21 protein-coding genes are annotated in these 24,835 nt (G+C 64.2%); 5 read left to right on the top strand and 16 right to left on the bottom strand.

What is annotated here, in order from left to right; genetic code table 11:
• Positions 1-43: 43 nt before the first annotated feature.
• Together IPL75_05280 and IPL75_05275 are read right to left on the bottom strand one after the other, a co-directional pair.
• Positions 44-1,681, bottom strand: coding sequence for a cbb3-type cytochrome c oxidase subunit I (locus IPL75_05280; protein ID MBK9239667.1), 1,638 nt, complete (start codon positions 1,679-1,681; stop codon positions 44-46).
• The gene (locus IPL75_05275) at positions 1,678-2,157 is read right to left on the bottom strand and encodes a cupredoxin domain-containing protein (GenBank protein ID MBK9239666.1); all 480 of its coding nucleotides are present in this window, start codon (positions 2,155-2,157) and stop codon (positions 1,678-1,680) included. Before IPL75_05275 ends, IPL75_05280 begins: the two co-directional genes overlap by 4 nt.
• A gap of 231 nt (positions 2,158-2,388) precedes the next feature.
• Here IPL75_05275 and argG point away from each other — a divergent pair, with 231 nt between their 5' ends.
• Complete coding sequence (gene argG / locus IPL75_05270; GenBank protein ID MBK9239665.1) at positions 2,389-3,738, top strand: argininosuccinate synthase; 1,350 nt, start codon at positions 2,389-2,391, stop codon at positions 3,736-3,738.
• A gap of 24 nt (positions 3,739-3,762) precedes the next feature.
• Positions 3,763-4,875, top strand: coding sequence for a DNA alkylation repair protein (locus IPL75_05265; protein ID MBK9239664.1), 1,113 nt, complete (start codon positions 3,763-3,765; stop codon positions 4,873-4,875).
• A gap of 225 nt (positions 4,876-5,100) precedes the next feature.
• Here the strand turns inward: IPL75_05265 and IPL75_05260 are convergent, their stop codons facing one another.
• Together IPL75_05260 and IPL75_05255 are read right to left on the bottom strand one after the other, a co-directional pair.
• Complete coding sequence (locus IPL75_05260) at positions 5,101-5,601, bottom strand: SRPBCC family protein (GenBank protein ID MBK9239663.1); 501 nt, start codon at positions 5,599-5,601, stop codon at positions 5,101-5,103.
• Positions 5,576-5,935 (bottom strand): winged helix-turn-helix transcriptional regulator, encoded by a 360-nt coding sequence (locus IPL75_05255; GenBank protein MBK9239662.1) that lies wholly within the window; start codon positions 5,933-5,935, stop codon positions 5,576-5,578. The genes IPL75_05260 and IPL75_05255 overlap by 26 nt, the downstream gene beginning before the upstream one ends.
• Positions 5,936-6,027: 92 nt before the next feature.
• Between IPL75_05255 and IPL75_05250 the strand changes: the two genes are divergently transcribed.
• Positions 6,028-7,194 carry a beta-lactamase family protein gene (locus IPL75_05250; GenBank protein ID MBK9239661.1) on the top strand — a complete coding sequence of 389 codons (1,167 nt, stop codon included), beginning with the start codon at positions 6,028-6,030 and terminating at the stop codon, positions 7,192-7,194.
• Here IPL75_05250 and IPL75_05245 read toward each other — a convergent pair.
• The 12 genes from IPL75_05245 to IPL75_05190 form a co-directional block, all read right to left on the bottom strand.
• On the bottom strand, positions 7,188-7,427 hold the full coding sequence (locus tag IPL75_05245; GenBank protein MBK9239660.1) for an SEC-C domain-containing protein: 240 nt from the start codon (positions 7,425-7,427) through the stop codon (positions 7,188-7,190). The genes IPL75_05250 and IPL75_05245 overlap by 7 nt on opposite strands.
• 65 nt (positions 7,428-7,492) lie before the next feature.
• Positions 7,493-8,353, bottom strand: coding sequence for a hypothetical protein (locus tag IPL75_05240; GenBank protein MBK9239659.1), 861 nt, complete (start codon positions 8,351-8,353; stop codon positions 7,493-7,495).
• 1 nt (position 8,354) lies between these two features.
• Positions 8,355-9,497 (bottom strand): universal stress protein, encoded by a 1,143-nt coding sequence (locus IPL75_05235; GenBank protein ID MBK9239658.1) that lies wholly within the window; start codon positions 9,495-9,497, stop codon positions 8,355-8,357.
• An 11-nt stretch (positions 9,498-9,508) separates the two neighbouring features.
• Positions 9,509-11,551, bottom strand: coding sequence for a potassium-transporting ATPase subunit KdpB (gene kdpB, locus IPL75_05230; GenBank protein ID MBK9239657.1), 2,043 nt, complete (start codon positions 11,549-11,551; stop codon positions 9,509-9,511).
• A gap of 1 nt (position 11,552) precedes the next feature.
• Positions 11,553-12,164, bottom strand: a complete 612-nt coding sequence (kdpC, locus tag IPL75_05225) for a potassium-transporting ATPase subunit KdpC (GenBank protein ID MBK9239656.1) — start codon at positions 12,162-12,164, stop codon at positions 11,553-11,555.
• A gap of 15 nt (positions 12,165-12,179) precedes the next feature.
• Entirely contained in the window at positions 12,180-13,886 is a 1,707-nt protein-coding gene (gene kdpA, locus IPL75_05220) for a potassium-transporting ATPase subunit KdpA (protein MBK9239655.1), read from the bottom strand.
• Positions 13,887-13,893: 7 nt separating this feature from the next.
• Positions 13,894-14,013: a K(+)-transporting ATPase subunit F gene (gene kdpF, locus IPL75_05215; protein MBK9239654.1), complete on the bottom strand. Its 120-nt coding sequence runs from the start codon at positions 14,011-14,013 to the stop codon at positions 13,894-13,896.
• Positions 13,983-15,167, bottom strand: coding sequence for a porin (locus tag IPL75_05210; protein ID MBK9239653.1), 1,185 nt, complete (start codon positions 15,165-15,167; stop codon positions 13,983-13,985). Before IPL75_05210 ends, kdpF begins: the two co-directional genes overlap by 31 nt.
• A 118-nt stretch (positions 15,168-15,285) precedes the next feature.
• Positions 15,286-15,993, bottom strand: a complete 708-nt coding sequence (locus IPL75_05205; GenBank protein MBK9239652.1) for a response regulator transcription factor — start codon at positions 15,991-15,993, stop codon at positions 15,286-15,288.
• A complete protein-coding gene (locus IPL75_05200) occupies positions 15,990-17,423 on the bottom strand; it encodes a DUF4118 domain-containing protein (protein ID MBK9239651.1) in 1,434 nt (477 codons plus the stop codon). Before IPL75_05200 ends, IPL75_05205 begins: the two co-directional genes overlap by 4 nt.
• A complete protein-coding gene (locus IPL75_05195) occupies positions 17,420-18,103 on the bottom strand; it encodes a TrkA family potassium uptake protein (GenBank protein ID MBK9239650.1) in 684 nt (227 codons plus the stop codon). Before IPL75_05195 ends, IPL75_05200 begins: the two co-directional genes overlap by 4 nt.
• Before the next feature lie 7 nt (positions 18,104-18,110).
• The gene (locus IPL75_05190; GenBank protein ID MBK9239649.1) at positions 18,111-19,451 is read right to left on the bottom strand and encodes a Trk family potassium uptake protein; all 1,341 of its coding nucleotides are present in this window, start codon (positions 19,449-19,451) and stop codon (positions 18,111-18,113) included.
• A 213-nt stretch (positions 19,452-19,664) separates the two neighbouring features.
• On the opposite strand from IPL75_05190, the gene ppk1 reads away from it, so the two are divergent.
• Positions 19,665-24,083, top strand: coding sequence for a polyphosphate kinase 1 (ppk1, locus tag IPL75_05185; protein MBK9239648.1), 4,419 nt, complete (start codon positions 19,665-19,667; stop codon positions 24,081-24,083).
• On the top strand, positions 24,080-24,835 hold the full coding sequence (otsB, locus tag IPL75_05180; protein ID MBK9239647.1) for a trehalose-phosphatase: 756 nt from the start codon (positions 24,080-24,082) through the stop codon (positions 24,833-24,835). The genes ppk1 and otsB overlap by 4 nt, the downstream gene beginning before the upstream one ends.

Below are 24,835 nucleotides of genomic sequence, written 5' to 3'. Positions count from 1 at the left end.
GCGGACACTCGCGAAATGAGCCAATGGGGCAATGGCTGATTCTCTAGAATGGTTGAAACGGGGGTGACCCGAATCGTGGCGTCATGATGAGCGTCGCGAGTGGATACGCGTAGGCCAGGATCACGAAGACGATGCCGACGATGGTCCACATGCCGAGACGGTCCCAGACGCCGAGAGACGTGACTGGTTCGAGGGGCACTGCGAATTCGAATGCGGGCCCATCGATCTTGCGGCCGGCTGTCCACGTCGCCACCACGACTGCGACGAACGCCATGGCGCTCAGGAACAACACGACGCCTCCGATGGCGCCCATGGTGGCCAGCCCCGACCACGCGGCGCCCTGGTCTCCTGCGAGCGACGCGCTGTAGACGCGACGCGGCAGGCCGCGCAAGCCTGCGATGTGGAAGCTGGTGCTGAAGATTCCCATCCCGATGAACCACAACCACGGCTGGATGCGCGCAAGCGCAACGAGCCTGAGTTCGCGACCCAGCAGGCGCGGCATCAGCCAGTACATCGCGCCCATGAACGTCAGCGCCGACGTGGTGCCGAGCGTCACATGGAAGTGGCCCATGATCCACGCCGTGTTGTGCACCATGGCGTTCATGCCGTACGCCGCGTTGATAGCGCCGCCGAATCCGCCAAACGCAAACGAGAGGATGGCGAGCGCCATGGCAGCAAAAAACGGATCTGACCACGGCAGGCGGCCGATCCAGTCAAACAGCCCCTTCGCCCCCTTCATACGGCCCGCCACTTCAAGAGACGCGATCACGGTGAACGCGGTCACGAAACTGGGAAACAGGATGGCGAACGTGGTGATCGTATGCACGAACTTCCAGCCCGCGCTGATCCCGGGGTCGGCAAACTGGTGGTGAAACCCGACCGGCGTTGAGAGGATCACGAACAGGATGAACACCATCCGCGCCAGTTGATCACTGAAGAGCCGGCCCCCTGCGATGCGGGGCATGACGGTGTACCAAAGAACGTAGGCCGGCATGAGCCAGAAGTACACGAGCGGATGTCCGAACCACCAGAACAGTGTCCGGGCAATCACAGGATCGATGGTCGCCACCCATCCGAGCGACCATGGGATCAACATGAACAACACTTCCCAGGCCAGGCCCGAGGTGGCGAGATACCAGACCACGATCGTGGCGAGCATGCCGTGCATCGCCATGGGCGCCGGCGTACCGGGATGGTCCTTCTTCCACGAGCGGTAGCTCGCAATCGTCACGCCGCCCCAAATCCACGAACCAATCACCAGCAGCGTTGCGCCGATGTAAAACGCCGGGTGAGCCTGCATGGGCGGATAAAAGGTGTAGAGCACGGTGCTCTGCCCGTTGAGGATGGTGAACGCCGCGGCCACGGTTCCGGCGAGCGCCAGCCAGAACGCGAACCACGCGGACTTCATCCCGACGATGCGGCCGAACTGCGCGTAGCAGAGCGCGTAGCCCAGGCCCATGATGAAGAACGTCGTGAACACCAGTGCCATCAGCACGCCATGCGCCGTCACGAACATGTAGTACAGCGACTCGCTCCTGAGGGGGAACTCCACGTCAGCGATCGAGAGTCCCTGCAGCACACCCATGAGGGCGGCCACACCGAATGCCGCAACCGCCACGAGCAGGTGTGCCGCGGCCAGGCGTGCAGGCGCGGTACGCGCGAAACCAGCGGGCGCGTTCATGGGCGGCCTCCCTTCACGGTGATCTTGCCCACCATCGCGTGGTGCATCAGGCCGCAGAATTCGTGACACGCAATGTCGTAGTCGCCCGCCTTGGGAAACGTGATGGTGAACTGGCTGACATAGCCAGGTATCGCCATGGCGTTGGCGTTGGTGCCAACAATCATCATGCCGTGCACGACATCAGCCGCGGTGATGCGAAACGTGATGGGTGTGTTCACGGGCACCTCGATGGGATCGGGCCGGAACTGGAACATCTCGGCCACCATGGACACGACCACTTTCCCGTCAGCGGTGGTCTTGACCTGCGGGTCGCCGAATTCAGGATGATCGGCCAGCGTGGCCGGATTGATGGTTTCAATGTGGCTCGGCGGCTGCACCGCCTGAGTCACCGCAGTGATGCCGATGGCCGCGAGGAAGAGCACGATCAATCCGCCCGCACCCCACATCCACACTCGTTCGTAGGCGTTGACGCTCATGATTAGTGCTGCGGCGCCCCCAGCGCCAGGAACCGGAAGATGTACATCGCCAGCCATCCGAGCGCGAAGAGCGCGCCGAAGATGATCACGATGGCCATGGTGCCGCGCGGATGTTCGAACTGGGGCTCGTCGGACATGGTGAGGACCTCCAAGATGTTGCGCTCACAGGAGCGTAGCGCAGATCGGACAAAAAAACAGGCGTCATTCCGCTATGATCGTCGGGTTGTCATCATGACCAGACACACCATCCTCCAGTCCCTTCCCGTCGGCGAAAACGTCGGCATCGCATTCTCGGGCGGTCTCGATACCAGCGCGGCCCTGCATTGGATGCGCGCCAAGGGTGCGGTGCCCTACGCGTATACCGCGAACCTCGGGCAGCCTGATGAGACCGACTACGACGAGATTCCCCGCAAGGCGCTTGAGTACGGCGCCGAAAAAGCGCGCCTGGTGGACTGCCGCCGGCAACTCGTCTCTGAGGGGATTGCCGCCCTGCAGTGCGGCGCCTTCCACGTCACCACCGCCGGCGTGCCGTACTTCAACACCACGCCGCTCGGCCGCGCCGTCACCGGCACGCTGCTCGTGGCCGCCATGAAGGAAGACGACGTCAATATCTGGGGTGACGGCAGCACCTACAAGGGCAACGACATCGAGCGGTTCTATCGCTACGGGCTGCTCGCGAATCCCAGCCTGCGCATCTACAAGCCGTGGCTCGACCAGACCTTCATCGACGAACTGGGCGGACGCAAGGAGATGTCGGAGTACATGCAACGCGCGGGCTTCGCGTATCGCATGAGCACCGAGAAGGCGTACTCGACGGATTCCAATCTGCTGGGTGCCACGCACGAAGCGAAAGACCTGGAGCGCCTCGACTCGGGCATCATGATCGTCGAGCCCATCATGGGCGTGGCCTCGTGGAAGGAGAGCGTCGCGGTCAAGCCGGAGCAGGTGACCATCCGCTTCGAGGAGGGACAGCCCGTATCCCTCAACGGGATCACCTATGGCGACCCTGTACAGCTCATGCTCGACGCCAACGCGATTGGCGGCCGCCATGGCCTCGGCATGAGCGACCAGATCGAAAACCGGATCATCGAGGCCAAGAGCCGCGGCATCTACGAAGCGCCCGGCATGGCCCTGCTCTTCATCGGATACGAGCGCCTGCTGACCGGCATCCACAACGAAGACACCATCGAGCAGTATCGCGACAACGGCCGCCGCCTGGGTCGCCTCCTGTACCAGGGCCGATGGTTTGACCCGCAATCCATGATGCTGCGCGAAACCGCCCAGCGCTGGGTGGCCAAAGCCATCACCGGCGAAGTCACAGTCGAACTGCGCCGCGGCAACGACTACTCACTGCTCAACACCGAAAGCCCCAATCTCACCTACAAACCCGAACGTTTGACCATGGAAAGCGGGCAGGGCGAGTTCACACCGCAGGACCGCATCGGCCAGTTGACGATGAGGAACCTGGACATTGCCGATACGCGCGACAAGCTGCGCGTCTACATGGAGACCGGTCTCCTTGCGTCGGGGCCGGGATCAGCCATCCCGCAGATCGGCTCCGGGGACAAGGATCAGGACTAGCCTCGTCACCGAGCCGTGAAGGGTGTGAGGGAACTCCGCGATTTCTACACCGGCACTGTCATCCGCGACATCGCGCGTGATCTGAAGCGCGCGCAGCCGTCGTTTCCTGATCGCCGTTTTGTCACCGATGCGCTCAAAGGTCTGGCGCCGTTGTCGCTGACCGGACGGGCCGCGCACATCGCGGCGGCCATGCGCACCCACCTGCCGCAGGACTTCGCCGAAGCGGCCGGGATTCTCGAACGATCGCTCGGCCCCAGGCATGCCGGCAGTGACACGTTCGGCATGGCGCCCTTCAAATACTTGCCGCACACCATGTATGTGGCCGCGCACGGCCTGGCGCACTTCGAAGAGTCCATGCAGCTGCAGTGCGAGCTGACGCAGCGATTCAGCGCGGAGTTCAGCATTCGCGCATTCCTCATTCACCACCCTGAGGCGACGTACGAGCGCCTGCGCCTGTGGGCCAGGCACGAAGATGTCCACGTCCGCCGATTGGTCTCGGAGGGGTCGCGGCCCCGGCTGCCCTGGGCCCAGAGGCTTCGGCATTTTCAGAAGGACCCGGCGCCGATCGTGGCCCTGCTCGAGATGCTCAAGGACGATCCCGAGTTGTACGTGCGGCGCTCGGTCGCCAACAGTCTCAACGACATTGCCAAGGACCATCCCGGGATAGTGGTTGACACCTGCCGGCGGTGGATGAAGAGCGCCACTCCCGACCGGGCGTGGATTGTGAGTCATGCGCTTCGATCGCTGGTCAAACAGGGCCACTCCGGCGCCCTGGCACTTCTGGGTGTTGGCCGGGCGCCGCGGGTCCGGGTGGACAAGGTGTCGATCCGGCCGGCCCGGGTGCCGCTCGGTGGCCGGGTCACATGCGCATGCACGGTCACGAGCGTGGCGAAGTCGGCCCAGGACCTCCTCATCGACTACCAGGTCCACTACGTCAAAGCCAACCGAGGGACGAGCGCGAAGGTGTTCAAAGGCAAGCGCGTGACCCTCAGCCCCGCTGGAGCGGTTCCATTCGCCGTGACCGTCAAGTTGGCCGACCTCACCACCCGGAAGCACCATCCCGGCCGCCACGCCATCGACCTGCTCGTGAACGGCAAGCCCTTCCCACTGGGCACGTTTGTCCTGACACTGTCCTGAACACGACAGTATTCCGGCTCAGGGGCTGCGAAGCTGAGGGTGCTATGAACACCAACACGCTCCTCATCATCATCGTGCTCATCCTGATCTTCGGCGGCGGCGGGTATTTCTATCGCGGCCGGCGGGGCTAGAGCGGTGTGGCCGGGTCTAAAGACCCGGCCTCCATCCTGGTACGGAGGCCATCCGGTACGGAGGCCGGGTCTTTAGACCCGGCAACTCGGCGAGCTACGTCCGCAACGTGGCCACCAGGTCCTCGAGGCGGTCGTAGCTGAGCGCGGCGCCCTTCTCCATGCCGGTCTTGAGCACCATGTCGCGCACGGCCTGCGACTCGTACCGCGCGGTGGCTGACATGCGGGTCTTGCCTGCCTCGTTCACAAGGTCGGTGGTCACCACCGAAACGCTGTCTGGAAACTCCTCGAAAATTTCGGTGAACACCAGGCGGCTGGGTGGTGCGATCTCCAGATACTCGCCATGAAACGCCGCTTCCCCATGTGGGTGCCGGTTGACGAACCGCCAGGCGCCGCCCACCCGCAGGTCAATGTCGCACACCGGCACTGAATACCCCTCGCCCAGACAACCCCACCATCGGCGTACGTGCTCCGGTCGAGTCATCGCCTCGAACACGATCGCTGGCGGCGCGTCGAACAGGCGTGAGAAATGGATCTCACGATCCGATGTGGGCGTCACTGCGAAGGTGTCGCTATTTGCGGCGCGGCTTGCGAGCATGGGTCGTCTCCTTGGGTTTCATCGTGCGTAAGTAATCGTCGAGCCGGTCCAGCCGGCCTTCCCAGATATGGCGGTAGCGCTCGGCCCAGGCGGCCACGTTCCTGAGCGGCGCCGCCTCAATGCGACACCGCCGCCACTGCGCATCGTGCCTTCGAGTGATGAGGCCGGCCCGCTCGAGCACACGCAGGTGTTTCGAGACCGCAGGCATGCTCATCTCGAACGGTTCGGCCAGTTCGGTGACCGAGCACTCACCCGAGACGAGCTTGGCCAGAATCGCCCGGCGGGTGGGATCGGCCAGGGCGGCGAACGTCGTGCTGAGGGAATCAACAGCCATGTGTATTCAACCAATCGGTTACTGAACTACATAGTTAAATACAACACACCGGGATGCCGTGTCAACCTCCTTGCGATATGCTCGGCGGCCATATGGCCCGTGCACTTGCGCTTTGGTGTCTCGTCGTTGCCGCCTCCAGCCAGGCTCAGGGGACCTGGCCTGAGTTCCGCACGTACTATCGCCAGGCCCTCGCCCAACACGCCATCGTCGGCAGCAGCGCCGCGCTGTTGCGGCAGGGTGTGGTGGTGGAACGGGCGGTTGAAGGGATGCGTGATCGGTCGGCTGGGCTGCCCGTGGACGCCAACACCATCTTCCATTGGGCGTCGATCACCAAGACCTTCACCGGTATCGCCATCATGCGCCTGCGGGATGAAGGCCGGCTGACACTGGACGACCCCATCGTGAAATACGTACCGGAGTTGCGGTCGATTTCCAATTCGTTCGGCCCGGTCGAGCAGATCACGATCCGCCACCTGCTGTCACATTCGGCCGGGTTCCGCAGCGGTACGTGGCCCTGGGGCACGGGAGACGCCTGGCAGCCGTTCGAACCGCCCGGGTGGTCGCAGCTCGTGGGCATGATGCCGTATACGCGCGTCGAGTTCGCGCCGGGCTCGAAGTACCAGTACTCGAACCCGGGTCTGGTCTTCCTGGGCCGGGCCATCGAAGACGTCACCAATGAGCCGTTCGAGACATATATCGACAAGGAAATCCTGCGACCGCTGGGGATGACGCGGACGTTCTTCGACCGCGCGCCTTCCTTCCTGCGCGCCGACCGCTCGCACAGTTACTTCGTCACCGATTCAGGACTGGTTGAGGCGCCGTTTGACTTCGACAGCGGCATCACCGTGTCGAACGGTGGCTTGAATGCACCCGTTGACGATATGGCGAAGTACCTCGCGTTCCTGACTGGCGGCCGCGACGCGGCGACGACCGCGCGGTACGAGACCATCCTCAGGCGCGCCTCCCTCGAAGAGATGTGGAAACCGGTGGTGCCGGTGTCGAGTGGCGTATCAATGGGCCTGACGTTTTTCCTGGAGCGTCACGGCGGGCAGGACTACATCGCGCACAGCGGCGGCCAGAACGGCTTCATCTCGCACTTCTATCTGCATCCCGCGTCGGGCATGTCGTACCTGGTTGCGTTTAATACGCAGACGACGTCGGCGAAGGAAGGCGAGAAACGGAATACGCGCGCGCTGGATGCGGCGGTACGGGACTGGCTGCTGTCTCGACTGTTCGCAGGCGGTCCGTCCCGTCAGTGATAGTGGCCGTGTTCCGCTGACCAGACGCCGGTCGATTTGGCCGTGTGGCTGATGTCGGTGGTGAATGACGAGGCGGCGGCCGCGAGTCCGGCAATCACCAGCGTTCCGATCAGCACGAACATCATGATGTTGGCGCGGCTGCGGGGCTCCGTGAGCCCGTGGCACTTCTTGAACTTCTTCCCGCTGCCGCACGAACAGAGATCGTTGCGGCCGATTTTTCCGGTGTGGGCCATTCAGGCGTCCCCTTCCTCGAACTGATCCTGCCCGCGTCCGGCCGCAGCGGTCAAGCCGGGCCGACTTACCGGGTTGGCAGGCCGCGCTTGCTGACCGCCTCCTGAAGCGCGCGAAGCGCGGAGTCGCATGCCGCCGCCAGGACGCGTTTCTGCCCCAGCGACAGCGCGAGCGCGCGCACATTCGTATTGCGGCGCGACAGGGTCCTGATCTGTGAGTTGAGGCTGCTCAAGCGGTCGAGCGCCGCCGTCGCCGTGGCCACGTCCGCTCGGGAACCGGCTGAGACCAGGCGCTGAAGGTCCAGCAGAGCCTGTCTGGCGGTCGCCTCGGCCGACGTCATCTGCGCCTCCAACCGGGTCATCTCTGCCTCCTGGACCTCGGCGATGTGGGGTGCGTGCAGGACCTGGATCTCGCGGGCACTGGCCAGGGCGGTGGCAGCAAGTGCCTTGACGCGCCAGCCGTTTGCCGCTGGGTTTGCGGGCACCAGGCGATCGAGCGCATCCCGTAGCTCATCAACCGCCTGCTGGGCAGCACCAAACGAGAGCCGCTGGGCCTTGACGTTGGTGCCCTCGGCGGCCAGGGCCAGGATGCTGCTGTCGAGGGAGCGGTACTCCGCGAAGCGCCGGCCGAAGTCGTCGAGCAGCCGGGTCTCGTCCGTGTAACCCAGATTCGCGAGGACCGGCGCCATTTGGGTCATCCCCGATTGCACCGCCTCGGTGGCGGCGAGGGCTTCCCTGGCAAACGTGGCCGACGCGTCATCGGTGTCGGCCATGACCGCGCGGTCGGACGCGTTGGTGGCCCTGGCGAACTCCGTCCCCAGGAGAACCGCGAGCCGGTGGGCTTCCGCCACCCGCGCGTATGCGGCGTTCTCGTTGCAGCCGGCGACAAAAACCAGAAGAACGGCGACGGCGGCGACGAGTCTCGTCATGTCAAACCTCTTGAAGTGGGACAACCTGCACGGCGGCGTCCGGCACCGCGCTGAGGAACCGGTTGAGCGTGGATCCTCGCCAGAGCAGCTCCCAGCGGCCGCGCGCCGTCTGACCAAAGATGACATGGGTCACGCCTTCGCGCTGCGCAAACGCGACCAACCCATCCGCTGCGTTCGACGCCTTCACGCGCACCACCGTGGCGCCCAGGCCCTCGGCAAGGCGGATGTTCTCCTTGAGCGTTGCCGCATGACTGTCTCTCAGGCGGCCCACCGACTCCTGTGGCGTCTCCACGTACACCGCAAACCACTTCGAGCCGAGGCGGCCGGCGATCCGGGCGCCTGTCCGAAGCACTCGCGGCGCCAGGGCGTTGGAGCTCATGCAGACCATGACGCGCTCAGGAATCAGCGCCGGCTCCAGTCCTTCACGCGCCCGATAGCTGGCGGCCTTTTCGCCAACCTCGTCGGCCACGGCCCGGAGTGCCAACTCGCGCAGCGTGGACAGATTGCCCTTGCGGAAGAAGTTCGTCAGGGCCTGCTCGACCTTCTCGGGTCGATAGACCTTGCCTTCCCGCAGCCGGCTGCGCAGTTCTTCGACCGTGACATCGACGTTGATCACCTCGTCGGCGCGGTCGAGGAAGGTGTCTGGAATGGTCTCCCGGACGCGCACGCCGGTAGCGCGCGCGACCGCGTCGTTGAGAGTCTCGAGGTGCTGGATGTTCACGGCCGTCATGACGTGAATGCCGGCTTCAAGCAGCTCCAGCACGTCTTCCCAGCGCTTCGTATGGCGGCTGCCCGGCACATTCGTGTGAGCAAGCTCGTCCACGATCACCACCTGCGGCCGACGCGCGATGATCCCTTCGACGTCCATCTCCTCCAGCGTTGAACCCCGGTACTCCACCTTTCGGCGCGGCACCACCTCCAGGTCACGCACCTGCGCGGCGGTATCCGGACGGTCGTAGGTTTCAATCAGCCCAATCACCACATCGAGGCCCCGCGCACGCAGAGCGTGGCCTTCCTGCAGCATCTCGTAACTTTTGCCCACGCCAGGCGCGGCGCCAATGTAGATCCGCAGGCGCGGGCGGTCCCGCTCCTTCAGGCGCGCCAGCAGCGCGTCGGCGGTGGGACGTTGATCCGCCATGGACATCGCTCCCCTGCTCAGGCCAGACCAACAGCCACGAGCAACATGTCGATCGCCTTGATGCCGACAAAAGGCAGCACCACTCCGCCAACACCGTAGATCAGAAGGTTCCTTCGGAGAATTGCCGCGGCTCCCATCGGAGTGTAGGTGATGCCCTTCAGCGCGAGCGGGATCAGGCCGATGATGATGACCGCGTTGAAGATCACGGCCGAGAGAATAGCCGACTCGGGCGTCGCCAATCCCATCACGTTGAGCACCGCCAGCTGGGGAAACGCCAGGATGAACATCGCCGGGATGATCGCAAAGTACTTCGCGACGTCATTCGAAATGGAGAACGTCGTCAGCGCGCCTCTCGTCATCAGCAGTTGTTTCCCGATCTCGACGATCTCGATGAGCTTCGTCGGGTTCGAGTCGAGGTCCACCATGTTGCCCGCTTCCTTCGCGGCGGTCGTTCCAGAATTCATGGCGACGCCGACATCGGCCTGCGCCAGCGCAGGCGCGTCGTTTGTGCCGTCGCCGGTCATCGCCACGAGCTTGCCATCGGCCTGTTCGCGTTTGATCAGTGCCATCTTGTCTTCAGGAGTTGCTTCGGCCAGGAAATCGTCAACGCCCGCTTCCTTCGCGATCGACGCTGCCGTCAGCGGGTTGTCGCCTGTGATCATCACCGTGCGAATGCCCATGGCGCGCAACGCGTCGAAGCGTTGCCGCATTCCACCCTTCACGATGTCCTTGAGATGAATGACTCCGAGGCATCGTGTGCGCTCCGCGACCACAAGGGGCGTGCCTCCGGCCCGTGCGATGGCTTCCACCGTTGCGCGCAGTTCATCCGGCACACTCCCGCCGTTGGCGGTCACGTATTTCGCAATCGCGTCTGCGGCGCCCTTGCGGATTTCCCGCCCTTCCACGTTGATGCCGGACATGCGGGTCTGGGCGGTGAACGGGACAAACACGGCATCCCTGTCGGCCATGTCGCGGCCGCGAATGCCGTGCTTCTCCTTCGCCAGGATCACGATTGACCGGCCTTCCGGTGTCTCGTCGGCCAGCGAAGACAACTGCGCTGCGTCGGCCAACTCAGCCTCGGTCACGAGGCCGACAGGGACAAACGCCGATGCCTGGCGATTCCCCAGAGTGATGGTGCCGGTCTTGTCGAGCAGCAGCGTATTCACATCACCGGCGGCCTCTACCGCCCGGCCGGACATCGCCAGTACGTTGTGCTGCACCAGCCGATCCATCCCTGCAATGCCAATCGCGGAAATCAGCGCGCCGATTGTCGTCGGAATCAGGCACACCAGAAGCGCGATTAACACCGGAATCGGGATCTCCGTCCCCGCGTAGTACGCAAACGGCTGGAGCGTCACCACCACCAGCAGGAAGATCAAGGTGAGCACCGCCAGCAGAATGTTGAGCGCGATCTCGTTCGGCGTCTTCTGCCGCGAAGCCCCTTCCACGAGCGCGATCATCCGGTCGAGAAACGAATGGCCGGGGTCGGAGGTGACACGCACCTTGATCCAGTCCGACAGCACCCGGGTGCCGCCGGTCACGGCCGATCGATCGCCGCCCGATTCACGGATGACAGGCGCCGACTCGCCGGTGATCGCCGATTCGTCCACTGACGCCACACCCTCGATGATCTCCCCGTCGGCAGGAATGAACTCCATGGCCTGCACCATAACCACATCGTTCTTCCGGAGACTGGCCGCCGCAACCTTTTCTGTCTGTGTGCCTGACGTGACCCGGTTGGCCACCGTTTCGGTCCGCGTCTTTCGCAGTGTATCGGCCTGCGCCTTGCCACGTCCTTCGGCCATGGCTTCAGCGAAGTTGGCGAACAACACCGTGAACCACAACCAGAAGGCGACCTGGCCGGTGAACAGCGGCGTGCCGCCACCGCCGGTCAACTCCTGAATGAAGATGATGGTCGTAAGGAGGCTTCCCACCTCCACGATGAACATCACGGGGTTCTTGATCTGGATTCGTGGGTCGAGCTTCCGGAACGAACCCCAGATCGCCTGCCGGATGATGCCGGCATCCCACATCGAGCTGCTGCGAGTGTGCGATGACATGTTATTTCGCCGGGTCTGAAGACCCGGCCTCCTTGCTGGTGGGGGCGCCAAACGTGACGTCCAGAGCGAGATTCAGTTCCAGTACGTTCACGCGCGCGCGGCCGAGGAATCCGAACGTGGGGGCCTCGGTGTGCGCCGCGACGAGGGCGCGGACGCGGTCCGGGGTCACGCCCCGTGCCGCAGCCACTCGCGCCACCTGCAGGTCGGCGGCCGCAGGTGGAATGTGTGGATCCATACCCGCGCCACTGGCGGTCACCATTTCCGACGGCACCTGCGCCGCCGTCACACCTTCTTGTTGTGTCACGGCATCGAGCCGCTCACGCACAGCCGCGAGGTGATCGGGATTCGACGGTCCGTAGTTGGTGCCGCCTGTTGACGCCGCGTTGTAGTCCACACCCGACGGCCGGGCGCGGAAGTACTCCGGCTTCGTGAACTTCTGCGCGATGAGCCGCGACCCGACGACCGTGCCGTCGGCGCGCCGGATCAGGCTGCCTTCGGCCTGCGCCGGAAAAGCCACATTGCCGACGGCCCAGAGCACCACGTGATATCCGCCGCCGAACAGCAGCATCGTGGCCAGCGTGAACAAGACGCCTTGTTTCAGTTGTTTCAACATGATCTGTTCCCGTCTTTACAACGCCAGGTGTTCGGCAATCGGCCCGAGCACAGCCACCGGCATGAACATCAACAGGCCGAGAATGACGACCACGGCCCACAGGGTGAATCCAAACATCGCGCTGTCGGCCCGCAGCGACCCGGCAGTCTCTGGGGCTGCCGGCTTGGCCGCAAGAACACCGGCCAACGCCAGCGGAGCGATGATGGGGATGTACCGCGACAGCAACATCACGACACCAGTCGAGATGTTCCAGAACGGCGTGTTGTCGCCCAGACCTTCAAACCCGGATCCGTTGTTGGCGGCCGCGGACGAGAACTCGTAGAGCATCTCCGAGAACCCGTGCGCACCCGGGTTCTTCAGCCATCCCAGCGCCGTGCCCGGATCGGCGGTCGTCGCCCAGACGTAACAGGCCACGGCTGTCCCTCCGAGAATCGCGAGTGGGTGCCACAGCAATGCCACACTCGCCAGCTTCATCTCTTTGGCCTCCACTTTCTTGCCCAGGAACTCCGGCGTGCGGCCAATCATCATGCCCGCGATAAACACGGTCACGATGACGAAGATCAACATGTTGATGAAACCCACGCCGACACCGCCGAAGATGTTGTTGAGCCACATCCCGGCCATCGGCATGAGCCCTCCCAGCGGCGTCATCGAATCGTGCATGGCGTTCACGGACCCGTTGGACGTCGCCGTGGTCGTGACCGCCCACATCGCCGAGAGACCGGCGCCGAACCGGACTTCCTTGCCTTCCATCGATCCGGTGGCCTGATCCACACCCATGGCCGCAATCGCCGGATTCCCTCCGGCCTCCTGGACCACCGCGAACGTCACCATCGGGATGTACAGCGCCAGCATCGTCGCGAACACCACCACCGCCAGCCGACGGCGTGTGACCATGTACCCCAGCGTCCACACCATGGCCATCGGAATGATGCTGATCGACCAGGTCTGGACGAGGTTCGAGAGCGGCGTCGGGTTCTCATAGGGGTGGGTCGAGTTCGGACCGAAGTAGCCGCCGCCGTTGGTGCCCAGTTGCTTGATTGACACCTCGGGCGCGACCACACCGCGTGCAATCGTCTGCGTCTCCCCTTCCAGGGTCGTGGCCGTGACCGCCCCGTCAAACGTCACGGGCGTGCCCTGCCAGATCAGAAGAGTGCCGACCACCAGCGCGAGCGGCAGGAGGACGCGGACTGCGGCACGAGTCATGTCCACGTAAAAACTGCCCAGGTGCGTCAGCCGACTTCCGGCCAGGCCGCGGATGATCGCGATGCACGCCGCCATGCCGGTGGCCGCCGTGACGAACTGCAGGAACGTGATTACAAACATCTGCGTGAAGTACGAGAGGCCGGTCTCACCGCTGTAGTGCTGCAGGTTGGTGTTGGTGACAAAACTCGAGCTCGTGTTGAACGCGAGCGTCGCCTCCATGTTCGCAATCCCATCGGGGTTGAGTGGCAGGCCGCGCTGCAGCAAGACAATGGCGAATGTCGCGATCCACATGACCACGTTCGAGACCAGCAGCGACACCGAGTACTGCTTCCAGGTTTGTTGCTCGTTCGCGTCGACGCCGGTGACGCGAAGGACGAGACGTTCTACCGGCACAAGCACGGGGTCAAGCCACGTGTGCAGGCCGGTGAACACCTTGAACATGTAGCGCCCGAGGAGCAGGCTCGTGGCGATGGTGAACACGATGGTGAATGTAATGGCGACGTACTCGGTACTCATGTGCGCCTCAGAATTCTTCAGGTCGCAGCATCGCGTAGACCAGGTACACGAAAGCCGCGATGCTCAGTAACAATGCGATGAGATTCATGTCAGCTCCTACCAGGCGCCCGACTTGTTGCCGAACCACCAGACAAGCCCGACCAATGCCGTGTTCTGGTGCCTGCGCAGGTTCCCGGACCTCGACCCGGGGAAGAACCGCACGTTCGACCAGTCGCGCCTGAACTCGGCGCGGGCCAGAAACCCGTCCGCGAACTTGTGCTCAAACGTCGCCGTGAATTCCTGGAGTACCTGCTCGATTCCGCCAAACAGCCCCTCATCGTCGAGCCGCTCATACCGGAGAGAGACTGCCGCGGGCGCAGACACCTGGTAGCGCGCATACGCGCCCGTGCCCTGGAGTGAGATCGACTCGTCAGCCTTCTGGACTTCGTTGGTGACGTAGTTCGCATCGAGGCCCAGCGTGAGTTTGGGCGTTGCGGTGTACGTCACGTAGCTATCGATGACCCTGAAGACGCCGTCGGGGCCGTCAGGCAGCCCGCCATCGGGTTGCTCGCGGCCCGCGTAGTAACTCGTCGTCCATGCCAGACTCGAGACGGGCTTGATGATTGCGGTAACGTGGCTGCTCTTGAAGGTGTTGAAATCTTCCGTCTGTTGAATACCGTTGGTCAGGGCGTACATGAGGGTCACCTTGTCTGAGACCGGCAGCGTCAGGCGTACGCCCATGTGGTAGAACGGCAGGAAGTTAAAGAGATACGCACGCGAGAAGTGGTTGTTGTCCTTGGCGTAGTTCGTTTCGTACCCGAGGTTTGAAGCGAACTTGCCAAAGTCGGCCTGCAGCCCTCGGCCCACGGGAAACACATACGTCCCGTACGCCTGCCACAGGTGCCGATACGCGTCCGGCCGTGGCTCGTTGGCCCCGTTGCCCTGCACCGTCTCGGTCGCCTGGCCGAATTGGAGATCAACCCGAGCCCCGAACCGCCGGCCGTCAGCCACTGACGGTGCGCTTTCGATCACGATGGCCGTCTGCTGAATGCTGAACACGTTCGAGCGTGTGTCGTATGCGCGCAATGGCATGACGCGGTCTGGAGGACGATTCCAGTTGAACTGGTAATACCCCTCGAAGGTGGCGCCGAACGAAAGGTGGCCGAGCGGGCCCGACGGGGCGGTCTGTGCGGGCGACGCCGTCGCCGGCGCGGCGGGCTGCGCTGGCTGCCCTGCGGCTGGGCTTGCGGTCGCCGCCGCGAGCAATGCGACGAAAAGGAAGACTGATCGAGCACGGTCCATGACTGTCAAAGCTCCTGGCTGACAGCGTAGGAAACCGGGCCTGAGATCGGGCTCAGAAGTCCCTGAAAAATCCCTGAAGTATCAAGACCTCTGAGGTCCGACCTCAGAGGTCCTAACCTCAGAGGTCTTCGGGCGACCCTGTGGCGAACCGGTAGCCGACCCAGGGTTCGCTGCGCAGGTAACGGGGGTGCGCGGGATCGACTTCGATCTTCTTGCGCAACTGGGCCACGAGCGTCCAGAGATGTTCCGGCTGTTCCACGGCGTTCCCGCCCCAGATGGCTTTCAGGATGGCGCGATGCGTCAGCACCCGATCGTGCTGCCGCGCCAGCAGCGTGAGCAGTTCGAACTCCTTCGGCGTCAGCCGGATCTCGGCACCCTGTCGCAGCACCCGACGCCGGTCGTAGTCGATCGTCAGATCGCCCGCCACGAGCTGGCCTGAATCTTCGTGCGGTTGCGTGGCCACTCGCCGCAGCGCCACGCGGATGCGCGCCAGCAGTTCCGCCGGACCGAAGGGCTTCGCCACATAGTCATCGGCCCCCAGGTCGAGCGCTTTCACCTTGTCGCCTTCGGCACCACGCGCCGACAAGACAATGATGGGCACGTCCGACGCCAGGCGGATGCGACGGCAGACGTCGGTGCCGTCCATGTCTGGCAGTCCCAGATCCAGCACGATCAAGCCGGGCGGATCGGCGGCAAACTGCTTCAGTGCGTCGGCGCCGGTGCCCGCCACGTCCACGTCGTAGCCGTGGGATCGCAGCAGAGGGCCAACCGACCGCTGAATCGCGACTTCGTCATCCACCAGGAGGATCCGATCGCGAGGTGTCATGACCGCGTGGCTCCCGCTTCGGCCACGGCCTGCGCCGGTGGCACAACGATCGTAAACCGGGCACCGCCGCCCGGGTCATTCTCGGCCCAGACGCGTCCCCGCTCGGCCGCCAGCAACCCCCGGGCGATCCACAGTCCCATGCCCGTGCCGCCCGCGCGCGCTCGCGCGGCCTCGCCTCGATAAAACCGATCAAAGAGGTGAGGCAGATCTGCAGCGGCAATCCCGAGCCCTTCGTCTTTCACGCTGACCTTCATACCCTCTTCAGTGGCGGAGGCATGGACTGTGATCGAGGCGCCGGCGGGCGTATACCGCGCGGCGTTTTCCAGCACCTGGGCCAGCGCAGCGGCTGTCAGGCGCGGATCCAACCGGACGGGTTCGTCGCGATCCACGTTGACGTGCACCGTGTGGCTTCGCAAGGCCTGTTCGACCTGTGCACGCGCGGCCGCCACCAGTTCCGATGGATGTACCGGACGAAACTCGGCGGCCACAGCTCCCGCGTCGATACGCGCCATCTCAAGAATGTTCTGGAACAGCCGGTTCAACCGTTCGACCTCGCCGAGAATCAACTCGCTCTGGTCCCGTCGATCGGCGTCGGTCAGGTGCGGACTCTGGATGTTGGCTGCCGCGATCTGGATCGCCGTGAGCGGTGTGCGCAGGTCGTGGCCGACCGAAGCCAGGAGAGCCGTTTTCAGCGCGTCCCCCTGTCGCGCCAGTTCCCCGGCCTTTCGTTCCTCCAGAAACGTCGCACGTTCAATGGCGAGCGCCACCACACCGCCGAGCGCGTCCAGGGTACCGGCTTCAATCGGCCGACCCGAAGCGGCCAGTATTCCGCTGGGAGCGGTCCCCACTCGAAGCGGCACCAACCGAACGGCGCGGCCATCCACATCGATGGTCCGGTGGCCGGCGTACGTGCGGGCGTACGCGTCAAATTCCAGCACGGCGCGGGCGGCCGCAAACGCGTCCGACAGGTGTTTCCGGTCGATGGCGACCGAGGCTGCCCCGGCCTCGTAGACGTCCCATTCCGGCCCTCGGGGCAACGCGATCGCAACAAACTCCAGATCGAAGCGCTGCGCAATCGACCGGGCCAGCATGGGAATCGCCTCTGCGCCGCTGGTAATCACCAGCACGTCACGGCTCAAGTCAAACAGCCGCGCCAGTTCATCACGCCGCACCACGGCTTCGTCGGTACGCGATCTCGCCACCGCCGACAGGTGACTGGCCGCCAGGCTCACCGCGAGAAAGGTGAACAGCACCACCCAGTTCTGCGGGTCCGCAATCGTGAACGTCCCCACCGGCGGCAGGAAGAAAAAATTGAACGCCAACATCGCCAGCACCGAGATGACGACCGCCACCCATCTCGCCGCCCGCGCGGCCACCACCAGCACCACCAGCAGGAGCGCCAGCGCGACGATAGTGGGATTGGCGATCACACGGCCCGCCGGATCACCAGCTTTTCGAGGGCGACCAGCGACTTGTTGCTGCCAACAAGCGCCACGGCATCTCCAGCCTGAATGCGTTCGTCGGCCGACGGACTGACGTCCGTGGTGACGATGCCATTGGTGGTGCGCTTGATCGCAATCAGCGTGAGGCCGTGTTTGGCGCGCAGGTCCACTTCACGCAGCGTCTTGCCCACAAACATCGCCGGCGCGGGAATCTCGATGATGCTGAAGTCGCGCGACAGGCTGATGTAGTCGATCACGTTCGGCACCACCAGGCTGTGCGCCATGCGGACGGCGGCTTCACGCTCGGGGTAAATCACGCGATCGACGCCCAGCCGTTCAAGAATGCGCCCATGCACTTCAGTCGTGGCCTTGGCCACGATGAACTTGACGCCCAACTCCTTGACGGCCATGACGATGAGGAGGCTGGCCTCGATGTTGGTGCCGATGGAGATGACCGCCACATCCACCTGGCCCACGCCGGCCTCTTCCAGGGCTTTGGGGTCGCTGGCGTTCACCACCATCAAGTGGGGCACGCTGCCCGACAAGCCCTGGACCCGTCCCTCATCGCTGTCCATACCGAGCACATCCTGGCCCAGACCGAGCAGCGTGGTGGCCATCGCCGCGCCGAACCGACCGAGACCAATCACCGCAAATTGACGTTTGAGCATGTATGAATCACCCGATGAGGACGCGGCCTTCAGGATAGCCCACACGCGTCGGCGTCCGGCGCGACGCGAGGGCAAACGCAAGAGTGAGTGGGCCGATGCGGCCCATGAACATCAGCAGGCAAATCAGTAACTGGCCGGTCTCGGAGAAGCTGGCGCTCAGGCTCACGAACGTGCCTGCCACGCCTGTCGAGAGGCCGACGGTGCCGAACGCCGACACGGCTTCAAACAGGGTGCGCAGCAAGTCCCCGCCCTCGCGCACCAGCAGCACGCCGGTGACGACGTTGACGGCGAGAAACGCGATCAGGCTGACAAAGAAGGCGCGCGCCACAAGATCGGCGGGAATGCGGCGCCAGAACACCGTCGGCTCCCCTTGACCGCGGATGGTCGCCCACAGAGCCAGCACGGTCACACCAAAGGTGCTGATCTTCACACCGCCCGCGGTGCCGCCGGGCGCGCCACCAATGAACATCAATATCAGCATCAGGAAATACGTGGCCGGCTGCAGCGCGGCCATATCGAGCGTGTTGAACCCGGCCGTGCGTGTGGTGACCGACTGAAACGCCGCGGCCAGAATCGCGCCGGGCCACCCCATCGGCCCCAGCGTTGCGGGGTTGCCGCGCTCGGTGATGAGAATGGCGACGGTGCCGCCGACGATGAGCACGGCGGTCAACGTGAGAACAAATCGAGTGTGCAGCGCAAGCGATACGTTCCTGCGGTAACGTCCCAGCTCAGTAAGCACAAGGTACCCGATACCGCCGCTCACGATGAGCGCCATGATCGTCACGTTGACAACCACATCGCCCCGCCAATCCATGAGGCTGTTGGAGAACAGGCTGAAGCCGGCGTTGTTGAACGCCGACACCGAGTGAAACAGGCCGAGCCAGAGCGCGTCGACCCCGAAATGGCCCCACCAGCGGATGGCCAGAATGACAGCGCCGGCAAGTTCAAACGCCAGCGTGAGTTTGATCACCGTCATGGCGAATCTGAGGATGTCGCTGCGTGACGACAGGTTCAGCGACTCCTGCAGCGAGTGCTGTTCGTTCATCGACACACGCCGGCCCAGCGCCACCACTACCAGCGTAGAGAGGGTCATGTACCCGAGTCCGCCGATTTGAATGAGCAGGAGGACGACCGCCTGTCCGAATCCTGAGAACGCGGTCGGCGTATCGACGACCACGAGGCCGGTGACACACACGGCGGATGTGGATGTAAAAAAAGCGGCGGACCATCCAACGCCGGCGCCGTCTGCCGCGGCCAACGGAGTGACCAGCAACAGCGTACCGACCAGAATGACACCCGCCATGCCACTCGCCAGCAACTGCGGCGGTGACAGAGGCCGACCGGACATACCTCACCTCCAATCGCCGACGGGGTTAGCTGACGGGCTCGAGGCTGGAAGTCCTCTACCGGCGGCCGCTCGGCCACCGGATTCGCCCCATGTTTCTGGGTCCCCCGCGACGCCACACCTGGCGCCCTAGGCGTATTTGCTCATTATGCGCCCATTGGCCACCCGTTTGGCCGGCCGGAGGCCCGTTTACATCACCCTCCTATAATGGGAGATATGAGTCGCGTGCCCGAGGCCACCGCCCCAGCTCCCAGCGCGTCGACTCCGGCTGCGGATCGGCCATTGACCGACCCGTCGTTTTACCTGAACCGCGAGCTGAGCTGGCTCGAATTCAACCGGCGGGTCCTGGCGCAAGCGGCTGACCCGTCTCATCCACTGCTTGAGCGGGTCAAGTTCCTGGCCATCGTGGCCGCCAACCTGAACGAGTTCTTCATGATTCGGGTCGCCTCGCTGCTGCGCAAACAGCGGACGGGCACCGAAGATGTCTCGCCCGACGGGATGTCCACCGAGGAACAGTTGGTGCAGGTGCGTCGCCAGGCCACCGAGATGCTGGCGCTGCAGGCGAAGTGCTGGACACGTGACCTGCGGCCTCAACTCGCCGACGCACACATCCACTTCCTGGACCCCGCTGACTACACCCCGGCGGTGTCGCAACACCTTGAAACCTATTTCGCCCGCGAAATCTGGCCGGTGCTCACACCGCTCGCCTTCGACCCGGGCCACCCGTTTCCGTATATTTCGAACCTGAGCCTGAATCTGGCCGTGGTCGTGAAGCATGCGGGACGGACGAAGTTCGCGCGCGTCAAGATTCCCGACGTCCTTCCGCGCTTCGTGCTCCTTCCCGACAGGCTGGCTCCGCGCGGCCACCAGACATTCGTCTTCCTCGAAGACATCATCCGGGCGAACCTGGCGCGGCTGTTCCCCGGCACCACCGTGAAGGGCGCCTATCTCTTCCGCGTGGTGCGCGACGCCGACCTCGTCATCCAGGAGGACGAAGCCGACGATCTCCTCGAATCGATCGACAAGAGCCTGCGCGAACGCCGGCACGGAGCGCTCTCGATGCTGAAGGTCGAAGCCGGAGTGCCGCGCCGGGTGCTCGACACCCTGATCGAGAACTTCGAGATAGAGGAAGAGAACGTCTTCCGCACCAAGGAACGCCTCGGCTTCGGCGATTGGATGGAGCTCACCCAGCTCCATCGGGCCGAGTTGAAATACCCGCCTTTCCTTCCGGCGCCCGTCTGGGACGATGACGACGGCGAGGCGATCTTCACCGAACTGCGTCAGCGCGATCGCCTGGTGCACCACCCCTTCCAGTCCTTCGGTGCGGTGGAAGCCTTTCTGAGCGCGGCCGTCGCGGATCCGCAGGTGCTCGGCATCAAAATGACGCTGTACCGCATCGGGCCCAACTCCCCGCTGGTGGACCTGCTCGTGCGGGCCGCCGACGGCGGCAAACAGGTGGCCGTGCTGGTGGAACTGAAGGCACGGTTCGATGAGCGCAACAACATCCTCTGGGCGCAACGGCTTGAAGCCGCCGGCGTGCATGTGGTGTACGGGCTGTTGAACCTGAAGACCCATTGCAAGTTGTGTCTGGTCGTGCGCAAGGAAGCCGATGGCATTCGGCGCTACGCGCATCTGGGCACCGGCAACTACAACGTCGTGACGTCGAGAATCTACACCGATCTCGGCCTCTTCACCTCGCGCGACGAGATCGTCGAGGACGCGTCGGACTTGTTCAACTACCTGACCGGGTACTCGAACCAGGTGCAGTATCGGGCGCTGCTCGTGGCGCCGCTGAGCCTGCGATCGGGCCTGGCGCAGCTGATCGGTCGCGAAATTGCCGCGGCCGAAGCCGGCCAGCCGAGCGGCATCATCATAAAGATCAACGCGATCACCGACCCCGAGATGGTCCGGCACCTGTATCGGGCGTCGCAGGCGGGCGTCCACGTGGATCTGCTGGTGCGAGGCGTGTGTGTGCTGCGGCCAGGTGTGCCTGGCGTCAGCGACCACATCCGCGTGCGCTCGATCATTGGGCGCTTCCTTGAACACTCGCGGATTTTCTGGTTCGCGAACGCGGGAGACCCGAAGGTGTACATCGGCAGCGCCGACGTCATGGAGCGCAATCTCGACCGACGGGTGGAGGTGTTGTGCCCTGTGACCGACCCGAAGCAGGCGGATCACCTTCGGTCGGTCGTCCTGACTGCGTATCTCGGCGACAACCATCGCGGACGGGTGCTGACGGCCAACGGCAGCTATGAACGCGACCCCGAAGCGCTCGGCGGTGACACGCAGAGCGCGCAGGATCTGCTGCTGGCCGCTCTAGGTCCTTTAGTGTGGATTGACAGATCGCACCCACGTGGTAGGGTCGAACCTGGACCTCACGTGCGACTCTCACTACGATTCATCATCCCGTTGCTGGTGGTGCTGGCGGCGTTTGCGTACGCCGTGCTGCCGCTCGTGGACAACCTGACGTTGCGGTGGTTCAAGAGGGACATCGAGATCCGCGCGCGCCTGATCGCCAATACCGTGCAAGACCCCGTGCACAACCTGTTCCGTTTTGGGAATGAGGGGAGCGTTCGGCAAGTGCTGACGCGCGTGGCTCAGGACGAACGGGTGTACGGCGTGGCCTTCTGCCCATCAGCCGAAGCGACTCCGATCGCCGCGGGCACGCTGCCCCCGCCGGGGCGGTGCGCGGAACTGATGGCGTTTTCAGGCGTCGAGGGACATATCGTCGACAGCCCCCTGGGTCCGCTGCTGGTCTCAACCCATGCGCTGGGTTCACCCGAGGCTCCCAACGGCACACTGATCCTTGTCCACGACATGAGCTTCGTGGCGCGACGCAGCCAGGAGACGCGGCTGTATCTCTTCTACCTGTTCGTCGGCCTCGGCGTCATCGTCTCCTTGCTGACCGTGGTGATCGCGCAGCTCAGTTGGCGCGGCTGGGTGCAAGGCATGCGCGCGCTGCTTCGCGGCGAAGGCCTGCTGCGGCCGGCCAACATGCCGGACTCCCCAGAATTCAGGCCACTCGCGCGCGATTTGCGCGAATTGATTCGCGACATCGAGTCTGAGCGACGGCCCACAGACGAAGACCGGTTTGCCTGGTCGCCCGACGCCCTGCGCACCGTTCTCAACCAGGAACTGCGCGGCCAACAGGTCATCGTCCTCTCCAACCGCGAGCCGTACATCCACATTCGCCGCGACGATGGCATTGAGGTGCGAAGGCCGGCCAGCGGACTGGTCACGGCGCTGGAACCGATCATGCGCACCTGTTCTGGGACCTGGATTGCGCACGGGAGTGGATCGGCTGATCGCGACGTGGTCGATCGGCACCATCACATCGCGGTGCCCCCGGAGGATCCGAGCTACCGGCTTCGACGAGTGTGGCTCACCGAAGAAGAGGAGGTCGGCTACTACTACGGCTTCTCCAACGAAGGACTCTGGCCGTTGTGCCACATCGCGCACGTCCGACCGACCTTCCGGACTACCGATTGGGATCAGTACGTCCACGTGAACCGGAAGTTCGCGCGGGCGGTGGTCGAGGAATCCGTGTCGAACGACCCGATCGTGCTCGTTCAGGACTACCACTTCGCGCTGGCGCCCCGCATGATTCGCGAGGCGCTGCCCAACGCCACCATCATCACCTTCTGGCACATTCCGTGGCCTAATCCCGAAGCGTTCGCGATCTGCCCGTGGCGCGAGCAGTTGCTTGACGGCCTGCTCGGCAGCAGCATCCTGGGATTCCATACCCAGTTCCACTGCAACAATTTTGTGGACACGGTCGATCGGCAACTTGAGGCGCGCGTGGACCGCGAGATGTTCACGGTGTCGTACCGGCGCGAACTCACGTCGGTCAAGCGGTATCCCATCTCCATCGAGTGGCCGCTCTCAACCAGCCTGGTTCAGAAGTCCGTCGCGCAGTGCCGCACGAATGTGCGAAGCCGGCACGGCCTTCCGGGCGACCACGCGATCGGCATCGGTGTCGATCGCTTCGACTACACGAAGGGCATTGAAGAACGCCTGCGGGCCGTCGAGCGGTTGATGGACCTCCACCCGGAATGGGTGGGGCGCTTCACGTTCGTGCAGATCGCCGCGCCCACACGTGCGGGAATCGAAGAATACGACACCTATCAAGTGCGGGTGCGCGCCCTGGTCGATCGCATCAACCGCCGGTTCGCGCTGGCGCCGCATCCGCCAATCATCCTGCTCAGTGAGCATCACGAAGCCCTGGGCGTGTACGAGTACTACCGCGCAGCCGAGTTGTGTTTTGTCAGCAGCCTTCATGACGGAATGAACCTCGTGGCCAAGGAGTTTGTGGCGGCGCGCGACGATGAGCGCGGTGTGCTGGTGCTGAGCCAGTTCACCGGTGCCGCGCGCGAGCTGGCCGAAGCCATCATCGTCAACCCCTACGACGCCGATGAGTGTGCGGCAGCCCTGCAGGCTGCCCTGGAAATGCCCGAGCGCGAGCAGCGGGCCCGTATGCGATTGATGCGGAGCCTCATCGGAGAGTTCAACGTGTTCCGGTGGGCCGGACGCATGCTGATTGACGCCGCCGGCATGCGCAGGCGCAGCCGCCTCCTGGACCGGCTGATGACCGGCAACACCTCTGGCGGATCGCAGCCGCCACTCGAGGGCCCGTGATACGGCTGCCGCTCACCGGGTGCGCGTATTTCCTGGACGTGGACGGGACACTGGTGGACTTTGCCGACGCACCCGCGCGCGTCAGGCTGGATCGCACACTGCCCGGCCTGGTCGAGGCGCTTTATCAGTCGTCAGGCGGCGCGCTGGCGTTCATCTCGGGGCGATCCCTCGAGAGCATCGACCGCCTGTTCCCCGCCCGGCTGCTTCCCGCCGCCGGACAACACGGGCTTGAACGACGCGCGGCAAACGGCGACGTGACACGGCATCCCGGGCCGGTACGCGCGCTCGACGGCGCCCGGCACGTCCTTGAAGGCATCGGTATCCGGCACCCCGGTTTGCTGGTCGAAGACAAGGGCCTGTCACTGGCACTGCACTATCGACGCGCCCCGCAACTGGCGAGTTACGCGCATCGTGTCATGCGAAAACTGCGGATGTCCCTGGGCGACCAATACTGCCTGCAGCAGGGCAAGCAGGTGGTGGAACTCGCGCCCGCCGGCAGAGACAAGGGCGCGGCGATCGCGTCGTTCATGCGTGAGGCGCCCTTTCTGGGCCGGTCCCCGCTGTTCATTGGAGACGATGTGACCGATGAGTACGGATTCGCGATGGTGAATCAACTCGGCGGCTACTCGGTCAAGGTCGGCATCGGTCGGACAAGGGCCGGATGGCGGTTGCCCGACGTGCCGTCCGTCCTCGCGTGGCTCACATCGGGCACACCTGCGCCCCAACGCAATATCGTCAGGTACAGGAGATGA

This window comes from Acidobacteriota bacterium, from assembly GCA_016716905.1.
Lineage (GTDB): Bacteria > Acidobacteriota > Vicinamibacteria > Vicinamibacterales > SCN-69-37 > SYFT01.
This window is presented reverse-complemented; position numbering and strand designations above follow the sequence as displayed.

Excerpts from the sequence above, each read along its gene's own strand:
- IPL75_05195 (MBK9239650.1), bottom strand. The coding sequence starts at position 18,103 with ATGCTCAAACGTCAATTTGCGGTGATTGGTCTCGGTCGGTTCGGCGCG.
- IPL75_05280 (MBK9239667.1), bottom strand. The coding sequence starts at position 1,681 with ATGAACGCGCCCGCTGGTTTCGCGCGTACCGCGCCTGCACGCCTGGCC.
- IPL75_05250 (MBK9239661.1), top strand. The coding sequence starts at position 6,028 with ATGGCCCGTGCACTTGCGCTTTGGTGTCTCGTCGTTGCCGCCTCCAGC.
- IPL75_05245 (MBK9239660.1), bottom strand. The coding sequence starts at position 7,427 with ATGGCCCACACCGGAAAAATCGGCCGCAACGATCTCTGTTCGTGCGGC.
- kdpA (MBK9239655.1), bottom strand. The coding sequence starts at position 13,886 with ATGAGTACCGAGTACGTCGCCATTACATTCACCATCGTGTTCACCATC.
- IPL75_05205 (MBK9239652.1), bottom strand. The coding sequence starts at position 15,993 with ATGACACCTCGCGATCGGATCCTCCTGGTGGATGACGAAGTCGCGATT.
- kdpC (MBK9239656.1), bottom strand. The coding sequence starts at position 12,164 with ATGTTGAAACAACTGAAACAAGGCGTCTTGTTCACGCTGGCCACGATG.
- kdpB (MBK9239657.1), bottom strand. The coding sequence starts at position 11,551 with ATGTCATCGCACACTCGCAGCAGCTCGATGTGGGATGCCGGCATCATC.
- IPL75_05240 (MBK9239659.1), bottom strand. The coding sequence starts at position 8,353 with ATGACGAGACTCGTCGCCGCCGTCGCCGTTCTTCTGGTTTTTGTCGCC.
- IPL75_05235 (MBK9239658.1), bottom strand. The coding sequence starts at position 9,497 with ATGTCCATGGCGGATCAACGTCCCACCGCCGACGCGCTGCTGGCGCGC.
- IPL75_05260 (MBK9239663.1), bottom strand. The coding sequence starts at position 5,601 with ATGCTCGCAAGCCGCGCCGCAAATAGCGACACCTTCGCAGTGACGCCC.
- IPL75_05190 (MBK9239649.1), bottom strand. The coding sequence starts at position 19,451 with ATGTCCGGTCGGCCTCTGTCACCGCCGCAGTTGCTGGCGAGTGGCATG.
- IPL75_05255 (MBK9239662.1), bottom strand. The coding sequence starts at position 5,935 with ATGGCTGTTGATTCCCTCAGCACGACGTTCGCCGCCCTGGCCGATCCC.
- IPL75_05275 (MBK9239666.1), bottom strand. The coding sequence starts at position 2,157 with ATGAGCGTCAACGCCTACGAACGAGTGTGGATGTGGGGTGCGGGCGGA.
- argG (MBK9239665.1), top strand. The coding sequence starts at position 2,389 with ATGACCAGACACACCATCCTCCAGTCCCTTCCCGTCGGCGAAAACGTC.
- IPL75_05210 (MBK9239653.1), bottom strand. The coding sequence starts at position 15,167 with ATGGACCGTGCTCGATCAGTCTTCCTTTTCGTCGCATTGCTCGCGGCG.
- ppk1 (MBK9239648.1), top strand. The coding sequence starts at position 19,665 with ATGAGTCGCGTGCCCGAGGCCACCGCCCCAGCTCCCAGCGCGTCGACT.